Raw genomic sequence first — 15,092 nt, 5'->3', positions numbered from 1 at the left:
CGGCCGGTGGCGGGGCGGTCAGCCGGCGCGGATCCCGGACGCGCCGGGCACCACCCGGCCGGCGAGCACGACGCCCAGCAGGGCCAACCCGGAGGTCACCGCGAGCGTGCCGGCGTAGCTGGCCGGCCCGGGGGCCGCACCGGCGGCGAGCACCGCGCCGGTGAGCGCCAGCACGGTCGCCGCGAAGAGCGAGTCGCCCAGTTGCAGGGAGGAACTGTTGCGGCCCTGCTCGCCGGGGGCGGACAGCTCCAGCGTGAGCACCGACAGCGAGGGATAGAGCAGCCCCATGCCCAGGCCGGCGACGGCCCAGCCGAGCACGCCGACCCAGACCGGCACCGCCGGCGCGACGGCGAGCGTGACCACGGCGGTGCCGGCGGCGATGCAGGTCAGCCCCGCCCTCGGCATGGTGGCCCGGGAGCGCGGCGCGGGCATCCGCCCCTGCAACCAGGAACCTGCCGACCAGGCGAGCGCGCCGGTGGTCAGGACCAGACCGGCGGCGGTCGGCGACAGCCCGCGCTCCCGGGAGAGCATCAGCGGGATCACCACCTCCGCCCCGACGAACGCGGCCGAGGCGAGGCCGCGCAGCCCGATCACCGTGGGCAGGCCCCGGCCGGCGCGCAGGAACCCGGCCGGCAGCAGCCGGGGCGCGCAGACCAGCAGCCCGACCAACGCCAGGGCCACCAACCCGACGGCGGCGGCGCCGCGCTGCTGCCCCCCGACGTGCAACAGTGCGGCGCTCACCCCCGCCCCGCAGGCCCAGCCGATCCGGGCCACCGCGCCGGCCGGCAGCCCCGTCGCCGCGGTCGCGCCGATCGCGCGCAGGCCGGGATGGATCAGCAGCACCGCCGGCACCGCCACCACCGGTACCGCCAGGAAGACCCAGCGCCAGCCGAGGTGTTCCACGATCAGGCCGGCCAGCGCCGGCCCGACCAGCGACGGTACGACCCACGCGGCGGCGAACGCCGCGAAGATCCGCCGGTGCAGCGCCTCCGGGTACGCCTGCCCGACGATCACGTAGAGCGCCACCGAGAGCAGGCCGGACCCGAAGCCCTGCACGATCCGGCCGGCGACCAGGACGCCCATGGTGCCGGCCCCGCCGGCGAGCACCAGCCCCAGCACGAACCAGACGAGCCCGTGCCACATCGGCGCCCGGGGGCCCCGCGAGTCGCACCAGATGCCGGAGGCGACCATGGCGAGCACGCTGGCGGCGAACGGGCCCCCGAAGGCGATCCCGTAGAGGGCCAGCCCGTCGAGGCTGCGGGCGACGGTCGGCATGGCGGTGCCCACCGCCAGCGCCTCGAAGGCGAGCAGTGAGATCAGCGCGACGCTGCCCACCGTCATCGCCCGCAGCCGGGGCGCGAAGATCCCGGCCTCGGCGGCGACCGGGGCGGCGGGCGCCGCCGTGTCGGTCACCGCCGACCCGCCGGAGGCGGCAGCCACAGCGGGCGGTGACCGGGATGGGCCCGCCGGTTCGACGTACCCGCCCCGGAGCGGGGCAGTTCGATCAGCATGGGATCAGCCTCGGACCTCAACCCGGATTGAGGTCAAGGGTGACCCGGCTCTCTCCGCCCCGTCGGGAGCCCGGCGGGCATCGGCGTTCCCGCGTCGGTCGGCGAGCTTCCCGCCGCCGCGCGGGAGGAACTTCCGCTGCTCGGAGTGCATAACGGACGATCCGCCGGGAAGCCAGGCCGCCGGAGCGGAGGCGTGGGAGGCGAGATGGCGTACGGCGGGAGCAGCGGCAGCGAGGGGCCTGACCGGCGCCTGTCCGGTCGTACGCCTCGATGATCTCGCTGGGCCACGTCGCCGGCCGGCTCCGTCCGCCGGTGGCCGTGCCGCAGGTCGTCGGCGAGGCGTCCCGCAGCGTCGGTGCCGCCGCGACCCGGCTGGCCCGCGCGGCCGGGCTGACCCGGCGCCGCGTCTGGTCGCGACCCGGCCGGCACCACATCGAGGTGCACGGCGTCTGCCAGGACGGCGGCGACGCCCTCGCCCGGCAGGTCGAGGCGGCACTGGAGCGGCTGCCCGGAGTGCGGTGGGCCCGGGTCAACGCCCCGTCCGGCCGGGTGGTCGTCGCCCTCGACACGCCGGAGCCGAACCTGCGGGACCTCGTCGCCGCCGTCGCCCACGCCGAACGCGTCTGCCCGCACGAGCCGGACCCGGAGATCCCGCCGCCGCACCCGCCCGAGGAGGGGCCGCGCACGCCGCGCACCCTCGGCGCGCTGGCCTCCGACGCCCTGGGGCTCACCATCTCCGCCGCCACCCGGATCCTGCCCTTCACCCCCGTGCCCGGGGAGGTGGCCGGGCTGCTCGGCGCGGTCGACCTGCACCCGAAGCTGCACGCGCTGGCGGACCGGGGGCTGCGCGCCGACCCCCGCGCCGACCTGCTGTTCCCGCTCGCCGAGGCGGTGGTGCAGGGCCTGACGGGCGGCTGGACCGGGATCGTGCTCGACGGGGCGCAGCGGGTGGTGCAGTGGGGCGAGGCGCGCGCCCAGCTCCGCGCCTGGACGCAGGCCGAACCCCGGCTGACCGGGGACCCGGAACGGGCCGTCGCCCGGGCACCGAAGGTCGAGCGCCCGTGCCCGAAGCCGGACGGCCCTCTCGAGAAGTACGCCACCCGGATGATCGCCGCCGGCGCCGCCGCCGCGGCCGCCGCGACGCCGGTCGTCGGCCGGAAGCGGGCCGCCGCGCTGGGGCTCTCCGCGCTGCCCAAGGCCCCCGGCAGCGGACGCGAGGGGTACGCCGCGCAGCTCGGCCGGATCCTCGCCCGGCGCGGCGTGATCGCGATGGACCGCAGCGTGCTGCGCGAACTCGACCGGATCGACACCCTGGTGCTGGACGCCGCCGTGCTGGGCTCCGACCGGGGCGTGCTCGCGGACCTGGCGCCGCTGGCCGGGGCGGACGTCGGGCAGGTGGCGGCGCGCGCGTTCGCCCTCTTCGACCCCGCCGCGCCCCGGGAGCTGCGGCACGCCGACGGCTGGCGGCTCGGGCCGCTGGACGCGCTGGACGTCGAGCACGCGGGCGACACCGAGGAGAGCCGGCGGCTGCGCGACGCGGGCGGACCCCTGCTCGGCCTGGCCGACGGCGACACGCTGGCCGCCGTACTGCGGGTCGAGCCGGAGCCGGAGCCGGGCGTCGACGCCCTGCCGACCGCCGCCCGCCAGGCCGGCCTGCGGCTGGTCGTGGCCGGCGACGACGACCGGCGGTACGACTTCGCCGACGCCCACCTGTCCGGCGCCGACCGGCTGGCCGAGTCGGTGCGGGCGCTGCAACGCGACGGGGCGGTGGTGATGGTGGTCTCCGGCGACCGCGCCGCGCTCGGCGTCGCGGACTGCGGCCTGGGACTCTCCGCCCCCGAGGACCTGCCGCCCTGGGGTGCGCACCTGCTGGTCGGCGCCGACCTGCGGGTGGTGGCGCTCGTGATCGAGGCGACCGGGGTGGCCCGCCGGATGGCCCGGCAGAACATCGGCCTGGCCGCAGCCGGCACCGGCCTCGGCGCGCTGGGGGCGTTCACCGCCGCGCCCGCGCAGCTGCCCGGCCGCTCCCTCTCCGCCGTGAACGGCGCGGCGGCGCTGGCCTTCGCGCACGGCGTCCTGCGGGCGCGCCGGTTGCCCGACCGGGCGGACAGCCCGACGCCCACCATCACCGCCTGGCACCTGATGCCGTCCTCGGCCGTGCTCGACCAGCTCGACACCGGCCCGGACGGGCTCGCCACCGACGAGGCCGAGCGCCGCCGGGGCGACGGGACCGTACGGCCCTCCGGGCCGACGGGGCTGCTCCGCGCCTTCGTCGACGAGCTGGCCAACCCGCTCACCCCGGTCCTCGCCGCCGGGGCGGTGCTCTCCGCCACCTTCGGCTCGCTCGTCGACGCGGCCCTGGTCGGCGGCGTGGTCGGCGGGTCGGCGCTGCTCGGTGCGGTGCACCAGCACAACACCGAGCGGTCGCTGGCCGAGCTGCTGTCCCGCTCGGCGGTGACCGCCCGGGTACGCCGGGACGGTGCCGAGCGGATGCTGCCGGCCGACGACCTGGTGCCCGGGGACGTGGTCCTCCTCGAATCGGGCGACGCCGTCCCGGCCGACTGCCGGGTGCTGGAGTCGGCCGGCCTGGAGATGGACGAGTCCTCGCTCACCGGCGAGTCGCTGCCGGTCGGCAAGACCGACCAGCCGGTCGTCGCCGCCGCCGTCGCCGACCGGCGGTCGATGCTCTACGAGGGCACCACCGTCGCCGCCGGCCACGGGACGGCGGTGGTGGTCGCGACCGGCGCGCAGACCGAGGCGGGCCGGAGCCTGGCGATGGCCCGGCAGGCCCCGCCGTCGAGTGGCGTGGAGGCGCGGCTCGGCCGGTTGACGCGGGCGGCGATCCCGCTGGCCGCCGGCTCGGCGGTGGCGGTGGCCGGCATGGGGCTGCTGCGGGGCGTACCCCTGGCCGCGACCGCCGCGACCGCCGCCAACCTGGCCGTCGCGTCCGTGCCGGAAGGGCTGCCCTTCCTGGTCAGCGCCGCGCAGCTGGCCGCCGCGCGGCGGCTGGCGGAACACGGCGCGCTGGTCCGCAACCCGCGCACCATCGAGGCGCTCGGCCGGGTGGACGTGCTCTGCTTCGACAAGACGGGCACCCTCACCGAGGGACAGCTGATGCTCGCCGGGGTCGGCGACGACGGCCGGTACGCGCCGGTCGACCGGCTCGACGACGGCCTGCGGTTCGCCCTCGCGGCCGCGCTGCGGGCCACCCCGGCCGCCGCCGACCCCCGCGACCTGGCCCAGCAGACCGACCGCGCGGTCCGGTCCGGCGCCGAGGCGGCGGGGGTGACCGAGCAGACCGGCGCCCAGGGGTGGGAGCCGGTCGGTGGGCTGCCGTTCGAGCCGTCCCGCGGCTACCACGCCACCGTCGGCCGCGCCGGGGACCGGCTGCTGCTCAGCGTGAAGGGGGCGCCGGAGTCGGTGCTGCCGCGGTGCTCGGGCTGGCGTACGCCGGGGGGCCGCGACGAGCCGCTCGACGACGAGGGACGCCAGGGGCTGCACGCCATGCTCGCCGATCGGGCGGGGGCGGGACACCGGATCCTCGCCGTGGCCGAGTGCCGGGTCTCCTCGCCCGGCGTCACCGACGGGCAGGTGCACGACCTGACCTTCGTCGGCTTCCTGGCCCTCGCCGACGGGGTCCGCGAGAGCGCCGCCCCCGCCGTACGCCGGATCCGCCAGGCCGGCGTGCACACCATCATGATCACCGGCGACCATCCGGCGACCGCCGAGGCGATCGCGGCCACCATCAGCGACCACGAGGAGCAGCGGGTGGTCACCGCGACGGAACTCGAACAGCTCGACGACGAGGCCCTCGCCGCGCGGCTCGCCGCCACGGACGTGGTGGCCCGGTGCACCCCGGCCCACAAGGTCCGGATCATCCAGGCGTTGCAGCGGTGCGGCCGTACGGTGGCGATGACCGGCGACGGCGCCAACGACGCTGCGGCGATCCGGCTGGCCGACGTGGGCATCGCCCTCGGTAGGCGGGGCACCCCGGCGGCCCGCGCGGCGGCCGACCTGGTGGTCACCGACGACCGGCTGGAGACCATCATCGCGACCCTGGTCGAGGGCCGGGCGATGTGGTCCTCCGTACGCCACGCGCTCAGCATCCTGGTCGGCGGCAACCTCGGCGAGATCGCGTTCAGCGTGCTGACCGCCGCCGCGACCGGCCGCTCGGCGCTCACCGGCCGGCAACTGCTCCTGGTCAACCTGCTCACCGACCTGGCGCCGGCGTTGGCGATCGCGGTCCGGCCGCCCGCCGCGGGCCACGCCGACGGCCTGCTCCGGGAGGGCCCCGACACCTCCCTGGGCGAGACGATGACCCGGGAGATCGGGCTGCGCGCCGCCGCCACGACGCTGGGCGCGACCGCCGGCTGGACGCTAGCCCGCTACACCGGCCGACGCAGGCGGGCGGGCACCGTCGCGCTGGTCTCGCTGGTCGGCACCCAGCTCGGACAGACGGTGCTGGCCGGCGGCACCAGCCCGGCCGTGCTGGCCTCCACCGCCGCGTCGCTCGGGGTGCTGGTGGTGGTCGTCCAGACGCCGGGGGTCAGCCACTTCTTCGGCTGCACCCCACTCGGCCCGGTCGGCTGGACCATCGCGACGGGCTCCGCGCTCGGCGCCACCTTCGCGAACGGCGCGCTCACCCGCCTGGTGGAACGCCTGCCCCAGTCCGGTTCCCGGCCGGTGTGACCGGAGACCGCCGCCGATCGGCATGACCGCGCCGATCACGGGTACGGCTGCGGGTGGAGGTGCGCATGTCGACGACGCAGCCGGAGGTCACGTTCATCGGCACCGCCACGACGGTGCTGCGGATCGGCGGGTTCACCCTGCTGACCGACCCGAACTTCCTGCACCGGGGCCAGCGCGCGTACCTGGGCAAGGGGCTCTGGTCGCGTCGGCGCACCGACCCCGCGTTGCGGATCGCCCAGCTCCCGTCGCTGGACGCGGTCGTCCTCTCCCACCTGCACGGCGACCACTTCGACCGGGTGGCCCGCCGGGAACTCGACCGGGAACTGCCGATCGTCACCACCCCCGCCGCCGAACGGAAGCTGCGCCGCTGGGGCTTCCGGGCCGCCGAAGGGCTGCCCACCTGGAGCTCCCGCGAGCTGCGCCGGGACGGCGAGACGCTGCGGCTGACCTCGATGCCGGGGAAGCACGGGCCGGGCGCGCTGGACCTGCTGCTGCCCGACGTGATGGGCACGATGATCGACCTGGAACGCGACGGCAGCCGCCGGTTCCGCCTCTACGTCACCGGCGACACGCTGAACCGGCCGATGCTGGCCGACATCCCCGAGCGGTACCCGGACATCGACGCGATGCTGATCCACCTCGGCGGCACCCGGATCGCGGGCCTCCTGCTCACCATGGACGCGCGGCAGGGCGCCGACCTGGTCGAGCTGGTCCGGCCGAGGCTCACCGTGCCGATCCACTACGACGACTACCCGGTGTTCCGCTCACCGCTGGGCCACTTCGTGGCGGAGGCCCGCCGGCGCGGCTTCGCCGGGAGCGTCCGCACCATCGCCCGCGGCGAGACCGTCCCGCTCACCCCGCCGGACTGAGCCTCCCGCCGCTCCGGCCGGCCGGGCCGGGCTCCCGCGCGTCCGGCCCCGCCGGGGTCGCTGCGTACGACGATCGCCGCCTCCCGGCCGGGGCCGGAGGGCGGCGATCGGTCGTGACGGGCGGTCAGGCGCGCTCGGAGATGGCCTCGATGAGGTCGCCCACCGGGCGTTCGGGCAGGGAACGGGCCACGTCGGCGACGGCCACGATGCCGACGAGCTCGTGCCCGTCGATCACCGGCAGCCGGCGTACCTTGTGCTGGCTCATGGTCCGCAGGATCTCCGCCGCGTCGTCGTCGGCGCCGATCGTCACCGCCTCGCCCTGGGCGAGCTCGCCGGCGGTGACGCGGCCCGGGTCGCGGCCCTCGGCGAGGACCTTCACCACGATGTCGCGGTCGGTCAGCATTCCCTTGAGCCGGTTGTCGTCCCCGCAGATCGGCAGCGAGCCGACACCCAGCTGGGCCATCTGCTTCGCGGCCGTCTTGAGGTCGTCCTGCTCACGGATGCAGGTCACGTCGTTCGTCATGATCTCGCGTGCGGTCGGCATTGGCTGACACCTCACTTCCAGGGGGTTGTTGCCGTTTCTCCTACCCCCGTCCTCCCCGCCCATGCACGGGCGGTGGAAGCGCCGGCGAACCGTGGCGAGGTGGGCCGCGTTCCGCGCCCGTCTCACCCCGCCGGATGCCAGGTGGCGGCGGCGCGGCGCAGCCGATCGTTGATCGCCCGGCCGACGCCCACCTCGGGGACCGGCTCGACCAGGATCTCGCCGACCCCGGTGGCGTCCAGCTCGTGCAGCGCGTCGAACAGCCGCGCGGCGGCCTCCGTCAGGTCACCGGCTGCGGAGAGCACCTCCACGGCGGCCCAGTCGCCCGCCGGCCGGTCCCGGAAGGCCAGGAAGCCGCGCCGGACCCCGTCGGCCGCCGGCGGCTCGCCGCCCGAGGCCAGCCGCAGCGGCGTACGCGGGGCGTAGTGCGCCGCCAGCGTGCCGGGCGCGACCGGCTGCCCGGAGCTGCCCGGGCGTACGGTCACCGGGCCAGCGGCCTCCTCCAGCGCCTCCACCGGCAACGCGCCGAGGCGCAGCACCACCGGCCGCCCGCCCCGGGCGTCCACTATGGTCGACTCGATGCCGCACCGCGTCGGCCCGCCGTCGAGCACCACGTCCACGGCGGCACCCAGGCCCCGCACCACGTGCTCGGCCCGCGTCGGGCTGAGCTGGCCGAACCGGTTCGCGCTCGGCGCCGCCACCGGCACCCCGGCCTCGGCGATCAGCGCCCGCGCGTACGCGTTGTCGGGCACCCGGACCGCCATCGTCGCCAACCCGGAGGTGACGATCGGCGGGATCGCGGCCGGCCGGTCCACGATCAGCGTGAGCGGCCCGGGCCAGAAGCGTTCGGCCAACGCCGCCACCGCCGCCGGCACCGCCCCGACCAGCTTCTCCAGTTCGGCCGCGTCGGCGAGGTGCGTGATCAGCGGGTCGAAGCTGGGCCGCGCCTTCGCCTCGAAGATCCGGGCGGCGGCCCGGGCGTCCAGCGCGTTCGCGCCGAGCCCGTAGACGGTCTCGGTGGGAAAGGCCACCAACCCGCCGGTACGCAGGACGGAGGCGGCCTCCGCGATGCCGCTGTCGGCCGGGAGCACGCGTGGGGATCCGGTGGTCACGCACCCGACGCTAACGTGCCGCCGGCGGCGTCGGCGCCGCGGTGGCCCGGTTCCGATCCGTGCCGCGCGGCCTAGGATCGGGCCATGTCCTTGACGGCGGACGACGTCGAGCGGTTCGAGGCCGCCAGGCCCCGCCTGGAAGCCATCGCCTACCGTCTCCTCGGCTCCGCCGCCGAGGCCGAGGACGCCGTGCAGGAGACGTTCCTGCGCTGGCAGGCCGCCGACGTCGAACGCATCGAGGTCCCCGAGGCCTGGCTGACGAAGGTCCTCACCAACCTGTGCCTCAACCAGCTCGCCTCCGCCCGGGCACGCCGGGAGACCTATCCGGGCCAGTGGCTTCCCGAGCCGCTGCTCGCCGGGGACCCGATGCTCGGCCCGGCCGAGACGGCCGAGCAGCGCGAATCGGTCTCGTACGCGGTCCTCACCCTCCTGGAGCGGCTCTCCCCCGGCGAACGGGCGGTGTACGTGCTGCGGGAGGCCTTCGACTACCCGCACCGCGAGATCGCCGCGATCCTCGACATCACCGAGGCCGCCAGCCAGCAGATCCTCCACCGCGCCAAGAAGCACGTCGCGGACGGCAGGCCCCGTGCCGAGGTCGACGAGGCCGCCGCCCGGCGGGTCGTGGCGGAGTTCCTGACGGCCGCCACGGGCGGCCGGATGGAGCCGCTCCTGCGTCTGCTCACCGAGGACGTCGTCGCGGTCGGCGACGGCGGCGGAAAGGTCCCGGCCCGGGCCAAGGCGTTCGAGGGCGCGGTCGCGGTCGCGAAGTTCCTGTGGGGTCTGTTCAGGCCCGGCAAGGCCAAGCGCGCCCTGGTCGGTGGCACGCCCGAGGTCCACGTCTGGACCGTCAACGGCGGCCCCGCCGTCCTGGCCGTCGTGGACGGCCGGGTCGTCGGCGTCATGTGCCTGGAGGTCACGGCCGAGGGCATCGCCGCGTTCCGTAACCAGGCCAACCCGGACAAGCTCGAACGGGCGACCGCGCAGTGGGCTGCCACCGACCACGGCGAGCCCCTGTTCCACGCCTTCTGACCATCATGTGACGTGCTTCACGCGCTGCCTCTGTCAGGAAACGGCGGGCCACCCGGTTCAAGTGGCAAACCGCGCGAGACAGGAGCATGGACATGCCGCACCGCATCATCGTCCTCGGAGCCGGATACACCGGAGCCATCGCCGCCGGCCGCATCGCCCGACGGCTCCACCGGGAGGACGTCTCCATCACCGTCGTCAACGAAGGGGCCGACTTCGTCGAACGCGTCCGCATGCACCAGCTGGCGGCCGGTCAGGACCTCACATCCCGGCCACTGCGTGGGATGTTCGCCGGCACCGGCGTCGGGCTGAGGCAGGCGAGGGTCACCGGCGTCGACGTCGAGGGCAGGACCGTCGCCGTCGTCGACGCGAACGGCGCCGGAGAGCTCGCCTACGACACGCTCGTCTACGCCCTCGGGAGCGGCTGGGACCCACGGGGCGTCCCGGGGGCCGCCGAGCACGCCCACGAGATCTCCAGCCGCCCCGGAGCACTCCGGCTACGCGAGCGCCTGGCCCGCCTCGACGCCGGGCAGACCGTGCTCGTCGTCGGGGGCGGCCTCACCGGCCTGGAGGCCGTGACGGAGATCGCCGAGGCCCGCCCGGACCTCGACGTCGCCCTCGCCGCCCGGGGCGGTCTCGGCGACTGGCTCTCCCCCAGGGGCCGTGAGCACCTGCGGAAGGTCTTCGACAGGCTCGGCATCACCGCGTACGAGCACACCACCGTCACCGGCGTCGAAGCCGACCGCGTCGCCACCGCCGACGGCAGGGCCATCCCGGCGGCGGTGACCGTGTGGACCACCGGCTTCGCGGTCCACCCGATCGCGCGGGCGACCGCCCTGGAGGTCACCGACTCCGGCCAGATCGTGGTCGACGGAACCATGCGGTCGGTGTCGCACCCGGACGTGTACGCCGTCGGCGACGCCGCCATGGTGACGGGCCCCGGGGACAAGCCGCTGCGGATGTCGTGCGCCTCGGGAGTTCCGACCGCCTGGCAGGCCGCCGACGCGATCGCGGCGCGCCTGGCCGGGGGAAAGCTGCCGACCAGCCGGATCCGCTACTTCAACCAGTGCATCTCGCTCGGCCGTGGCGAGGGCCTGATCCAGTACGTCACCGCCGACGACCGCGCCCGGCGGGCGGCCCTGACCGGACGCCTCGCGGCCGTCTACAAGGAGCTGGTCTGCAAGGGTGCCGCCTGGGGCGTCGCCAACCCGACGCTCGGGCTGCCCACCCGGCGCCGCCGCGTCACGCGGAGCCGGACGACGGCGGGCTCGACCGTCGACGCGCTGGCGTAGCGCGACCTGTCCAGGGCAGCCCGACCACGGCGAGGGGGATCCTGCGGTCACGTCCACTCCGACCGCAGTCCCCCTCGTTCCCCGTCCCGGTGCGCGAGGATGGCGGCATGCTTCGTACCCCTCGGGCTCTCCTGCTGGACTTCGGCGGCGTCCTGGCCGACGCGCCACCCCCACCGCCGGCCGCTCCGGGGCTGGTGCGGCGGCTGGCCGAGCTCGTCGACGGCGCGGTGCCGGACGAGCGGATCGCCCGGGACCTGGGTGAGGGCGCGCGGGCGTACGCCCTGTGGCGCGACGACGTGGGCAGGACGGGCGACCCGGTCGAGCTGCCGCACGGCCAGGTGTGGGCCGACTTCGTGACCCGGTCCTGGCCGCGGGAGGCCCGCGCCGCCGTCGAGCGGGAGGCGACCCCACTGGCGTACGCCTGGACCTGGCGGGCGGAGTGGGCGGTGCGGCCCGGCATCCCCGAGGCCCTGCGCCACGCCGCCGAGGCCGGTCTGCCGATGGCGGTCGTCAGCAACACGCTCTGCGGCGCCGCCCACCGGGACTTCCTCGCCACCGCTGGGCTCTCCGGACTCTTCGGGGCCGAGTTCTACAGCGACGAGGCCGGGCCCCGCAAGCCGAACCCGGAACTGGCACTGCTGGCGGCCCGCGCCATCGCGGTGCCGATCGGCGACTGCTGGTTCGTCGGCGACACCGTGAATCGCGACGTCGTCTGCGCCCGGCGCGCCGGCACGGGCGCCGCGATCCTGATGCGCTCGCCCCGCACCGACCGGGAGGCGGCGCTCCCGGAAGTCAAGCCGGACGCGCGGATCGAGGACGGCCACGGGCTCCTCGCGCTGCTGTGTGAGCACTTCCGCCCGTGACCGTCCGGGCCGACTGGCAGGCGTGGCACGAGCCCTACGCCGACGCGAACTCCCCGCTGTCGCGGCGACTGCGGCTGGTGCGGCGGCACATCGCCTCGTGGCTCGACGAGCGCTCCGACGAGCGGCTGACGGTGGTCAGCGCCTGCGCGGGGCAGGGCCACGACCTCATCGGCGTCCTGGCCACGCGGCCTGACGCCCGACGGCTGCACGCGACCCTGCTCGAGTACGACGCCGGCAACGTGGCCGCCGCACGGGCCGCCGCCGACCGGGCCGGGCTCTCCCACCTCGTGATCAGACAGGCGGACGCGGGCCGGTTCTCCTCCTATGCCGGGGCGGTTCCGGCCGACCTGGTGCTCATGGTCGGTGTCTTCGGCAACATCTCGGACGCCGACGTGGAGCGGACGGTCGCCGCCCTTCCTCAGTTCTGCGCAGCGGGTGCCACCGTGATCTGGACCCGGGCGCGGCGCACACCGGACCTGACGCCAGCCGTGCGGAGGTGGCTTCGCGACGCCGGCTTCGTGGAGGAGGCGTTCCACGCTCCGGACGACGTGCGGTTCTCCGTCGGCGTCCACCGGTTCGCGGGCACGCCGCGGCCCCTGGACGCCACGGGAACGCTCTTCACGTTCCTGCGCTGACCGGGGACGCTGCTGGCTGGGTCAGGTCGCCTCGGCCGCGACGCCACAGCTTCCCTGGCAGGCTGCTCGTGTGCCGGACGACCATGGCAGCGAGGCGCACGAGGCCAACGCCCCAGGGTCCCGACAACGCGGTGGGACGAGCCCGCACCTTGCGGCTGCCGGCGAAAAACCTGGCTGCGGGTGACGCGGGCTCACCCGTAGGCTCCCGGTCGACCGGCTGGCACGGCGTCCCGTGTCGACAGCGGTCGGATCGGAGATGAGCAGAGGGATGACCTGCCAACTGTTCGCACTCAGCTTCGATGCGAGCGAGCCGCTGAGCCTCGCCCGGTTCTGGTCCGGGGTCCTGGGTTGGGACCTGGCCGACGAACCACACGACGGTGTCACGCTCCTGCCCAGCGACGACACCGGGTTCCGGCTCCGCTTCCTCCCGACCCGACGCCGGAAGGTCGGCCAGAACCGGATGCACTTCGATCTGACGAGCACGTCCCTGGAGGACCAGCGGCAGACGGTGGCCAGGGCCCTGGAGCTTGGCGCCCGGCACATCGACGTCGGCCAACGCCCCGAGGAAGGTCACATGGTGCTCGCCGACCCCGACGGCAACGAGTTCTGCGTCATCGAGCCGGGCAACAACTTCCTCGCCGACTGCGGATTCGTCGGCGCACTGGCCTGCGACGGTTCGCGGGAGGTCGGCTACTTCTGGAGCGAGGCGCTGGGATGGCCGCTGGTCTGGGATCAGGACCAGGAGACCGCGATCCGTTCACCCCACGGCGGTCCGAAGATCACGTGGGGTGGTCCACCGCTGATGCCGAAGACGGGCAAGCAGCGACTGCACTTCGACCTCGCTCCACCGGTCCACGGTGACCAGCAGGCGGAGGTCGAGCGGCTGCTCTCCCTCGGGGCGACCCGAATCGACATCGGCCAGGGCGAGGTCAACTGGGTGGTGCTGGCCGACCCCGATGGCAACGAGTTCTGTGTGTTGACGCCCCGGTAACCCGACTAGGGGCCGGTGGGCGGCGGCCTTGCATTCGGGGCCGAGATCAACCGAGGAAAGTGCTGGTGGAGCCCAGGGGACTCGAACCCCTAACCCCTGCCTTGCAAAGGCAGTGCTCTGCCAGTTGAGCTAGGGCCCCCGGGGCGGACGATGCCGCCGGTGCCGGCAGTGCCAGCGGGATCAGCGCAGGTCGGGCGCGGTGGTCGCCTCGTGCCAGAGGGCGCGCTCGTCGTTGGAAGCCTTGACCTTCCTGGCCACCACGGCTGCCACACCGACGATGCCGGCCAGGATCAGAAGCTTCTTGAACATGGGGCCTACCCCTCGTGCTCGACTGCCCGTCGGACGATGTGCGGTGGGGCTAGCTGGAATCGAACCAGCGACCTCAGAGTTATCAGCTCTGCGCTCTAACCGACTGAGCTATAGCCCCGCGTGGCGACGAGCAAGGTTAACCCATCCGTCCGTCCGGCCCCAAATCGGGGGCCGGCACGACGTCCGGGCGTTGCCGTCGCCTCTGAACCTACCGGAGGCTCCGCGTCCGACCCAGCCGATTACGCCGCCCGTACGGCCCGCCGAGGCGCCCCGCGACGTCCCCGGGATGCACGGAAGCCGGGGCCCCGCGTTCGGCGGTGCCCCGGCTTCCGAGGTGGTTCAGTCGCGCTCGGCGAGGGTCAGCTCGATGCCGCCGACCAGGTCCGCACAGACGTTGTAGACGAACGCCCCGAGCGTGGCGAGCGCCGTGAACAGCACGACGTTGACCAGGCCGATCAGCGCCGAGCTGAGAATCACGCCCTTGGCGGTGATCTGGAAGCCGCTGGTGCTCTGGCCGCCGCCCGCGCTGACCAGGTCGGTCAGGCTGTCGTTGACGCTGGTGAACACGCCCATCGCGTCGAGGGCCAGGTAGAGCACCGAGGTGGCCACCACCACGACGATGAAGAGCACCACCGAGACCGCGAATGCGAACTTCATGACGGACCAGGGGTCGATCCGCTTGAGGTTCAGCCGGGCCCGGCGCGGTCCGCGCGACGCGGCCGAGCTGACCGACGTACGCGCGGCGCGTACCGCATCACCCACGCGTGCCGCCCCGACGGCCGCGGCGCCGCTGACCCCCGGCGGCAGGCCGCCCCCGCTGGCCGGGCGGCCTGCCCCGGTCGGCCGGGCCCCGTCCGGCTGCGGCTTCGCGGTGCCCGTGACGCGGGGCTGGGTGCCGGTGGCGCCCGTGACCCGCGGCTGTGTCCCGGTGGTGCCGGTCGACTGGCCGGCACCGACCTTCAGCGGCTGCGTGGTCGTCGGTGTGGCGGCGGCCGGCTTGGCGACGGGGGCCGGCTTGTCGACCCCCACCGTCTCGGTCCTGTCCGCGGCGTCCCCGTCCTCGGAGGGCTTGTCCGGAGGCGGTGTCATTCCGGGAGCCCGGGTGAATTTCGGGGCAGGCGCGTCGGCGGGGACGGTGGCCCGACCCACGGCCGCGCGGCCGGTCGCTGGTGTGCCGCTCTTCGCGGCCTCCTCGTCGACCGGGGTGGCCGAGGTCCCCGTGTTCCCCGACTTCGCCTGTGTCTCCGTCATTCA

Annotated in this window: 12 protein-coding genes and 2 tRNA genes; 7 read left to right on the top strand and 7 right to left on the bottom strand. The window is 75.3% G+C overall.

Annotated features, from left to right (window positions below; translation table 11 throughout):
- Positions 1–18: 18 nt before the first annotated feature.
- Complete coding sequence (locus AB0G08_RS03530) at positions 19–1,413, bottom strand: MFS transporter (protein ID WP_358082505.1); 1,395 nt, start codon at positions 1,411–1,413, stop codon at positions 19–21.
- 368 nt (positions 1,414–1,781) lie between these two features.
- Here AB0G08_RS03530 and AB0G08_RS03525 point away from each other — a divergent pair, with 368 nt between their 5' ends.
- Both AB0G08_RS03525 and AB0G08_RS03520 read left to right on the top strand, forming a co-directional pair.
- On the top strand, positions 1,782–6,200 hold the full coding sequence (locus AB0G08_RS03525; RefSeq protein ID WP_358082502.1) for an HAD-IC family P-type ATPase: 4,419 nt from the start codon (positions 1,782–1,784) through the stop codon (positions 6,198–6,200).
- A gap of 65 nt (positions 6,201–6,265) precedes the next feature.
- On the top strand, positions 6,266–7,069 hold the full coding sequence (locus AB0G08_RS03520; RefSeq protein ID WP_358082499.1) for an MBL fold metallo-hydrolase: 804 nt from the start codon (positions 6,266–6,268) through the stop codon (positions 7,067–7,069).
- A gap of 124 nt (positions 7,070–7,193) precedes the next feature.
- Here AB0G08_RS03520 and AB0G08_RS03515 read toward each other — a convergent pair whose 3' ends face one another.
- Complete coding sequence (locus AB0G08_RS03515; protein ID WP_121397384.1) at positions 7,194–7,613, bottom strand: CBS domain-containing protein; 420 nt, start codon at positions 7,611–7,613, stop codon at positions 7,194–7,196.
- A gap of 122 nt (positions 7,614–7,735) precedes the next feature.
- Positions 7,736–8,722, bottom strand: a complete 987-nt coding sequence (locus tag AB0G08_RS03510; protein WP_358082496.1) for an L-threonylcarbamoyladenylate synthase — start codon at positions 8,720–8,722, stop codon at positions 7,736–7,738.
- 84 nt (positions 8,723–8,806) lie between these two features.
- Between AB0G08_RS03510 and AB0G08_RS03505 the strand changes: the two genes are divergently transcribed.
- The 5 genes from AB0G08_RS03505 to AB0G08_RS03485 all read left to right on the top strand — a co-directional run bounded on the left by AB0G08_RS03505 (position 8,807) and on the right by AB0G08_RS03485 (position 13,529).
- Positions 8,807–9,751, top strand: coding sequence for an RNA polymerase sigma-70 factor (locus AB0G08_RS03505; protein WP_358082493.1), 945 nt, complete (start codon positions 8,807–8,809; stop codon positions 9,749–9,751).
- Positions 9,752–9,843: 92 nt separating this feature from the next.
- Complete coding sequence (locus AB0G08_RS03500) at positions 9,844–11,040, top strand: FAD-dependent oxidoreductase (RefSeq protein ID WP_358082490.1); 1,197 nt, start codon at positions 9,844–9,846, stop codon at positions 11,038–11,040.
- A 107-nt stretch (positions 11,041–11,147) separates the two neighbouring features.
- The gene (locus AB0G08_RS03495) at positions 11,148–11,903 is read left to right on the top strand and encodes an HAD family hydrolase (protein WP_358082486.1); all 756 of its coding nucleotides are present in this window, start codon (positions 11,148–11,150) and stop codon (positions 11,901–11,903) included.
- Positions 11,900–12,538 (top strand): SAM-dependent methyltransferase, encoded by a 639-nt coding sequence (locus tag AB0G08_RS03490; protein WP_358082483.1) that lies wholly within the window; start codon positions 11,900–11,902, stop codon positions 12,536–12,538. The genes AB0G08_RS03495 and AB0G08_RS03490 overlap by 4 nt, the downstream gene beginning before the upstream one ends.
- 256 nt (positions 12,539–12,794) lie before the next feature.
- On the top strand, positions 12,795–13,529 hold the full coding sequence (locus tag AB0G08_RS03485) for a VOC family protein (RefSeq protein WP_358082481.1): 735 nt from the start codon (positions 12,795–12,797) through the stop codon (positions 13,527–13,529).
- Positions 13,530–13,592: 63 nt separating this feature from the next.
- Here AB0G08_RS03485 and AB0G08_RS03480 read toward each other — a convergent pair.
- The 4 genes from AB0G08_RS03480 to AB0G08_RS03465 form a co-directional block, all read right to left on the bottom strand.
- Positions 13,593–13,668, bottom strand: a tRNA-Ala gene (locus AB0G08_RS03480).
- Between the two features lie 41 nt (positions 13,669–13,709).
- Positions 13,710–13,838: a DLW-39 family protein gene (locus AB0G08_RS03475; protein ID WP_231920970.1), complete on the bottom strand. Its 129-nt coding sequence runs from the start codon at positions 13,836–13,838 to the stop codon at positions 13,710–13,712.
- Between the two features lie 44 nt (positions 13,839–13,882).
- Positions 13,883–13,956, bottom strand: a tRNA-Ile gene (locus tag AB0G08_RS03470).
- A 221-nt stretch (positions 13,957–14,177) separates the two neighbouring features.
- Positions 14,178–15,089, bottom strand: a complete 912-nt coding sequence (locus AB0G08_RS03465) for a DUF3566 domain-containing protein (protein WP_358082479.1) — start codon at positions 15,087–15,089, stop codon at positions 14,178–14,180.
- Between the last annotated feature and the right edge of the window lie 3 nt (positions 15,090–15,092).

It is taken from the genome of Micromonospora sp. NPDC023644 (assembly GCF_040640115.1).
GTDB lineage: Bacteria > Actinomycetota > Actinomycetes > Mycobacteriales > Micromonosporaceae > Micromonospora.
This window is presented reverse-complemented; position numbering and strand designations above follow the sequence as displayed.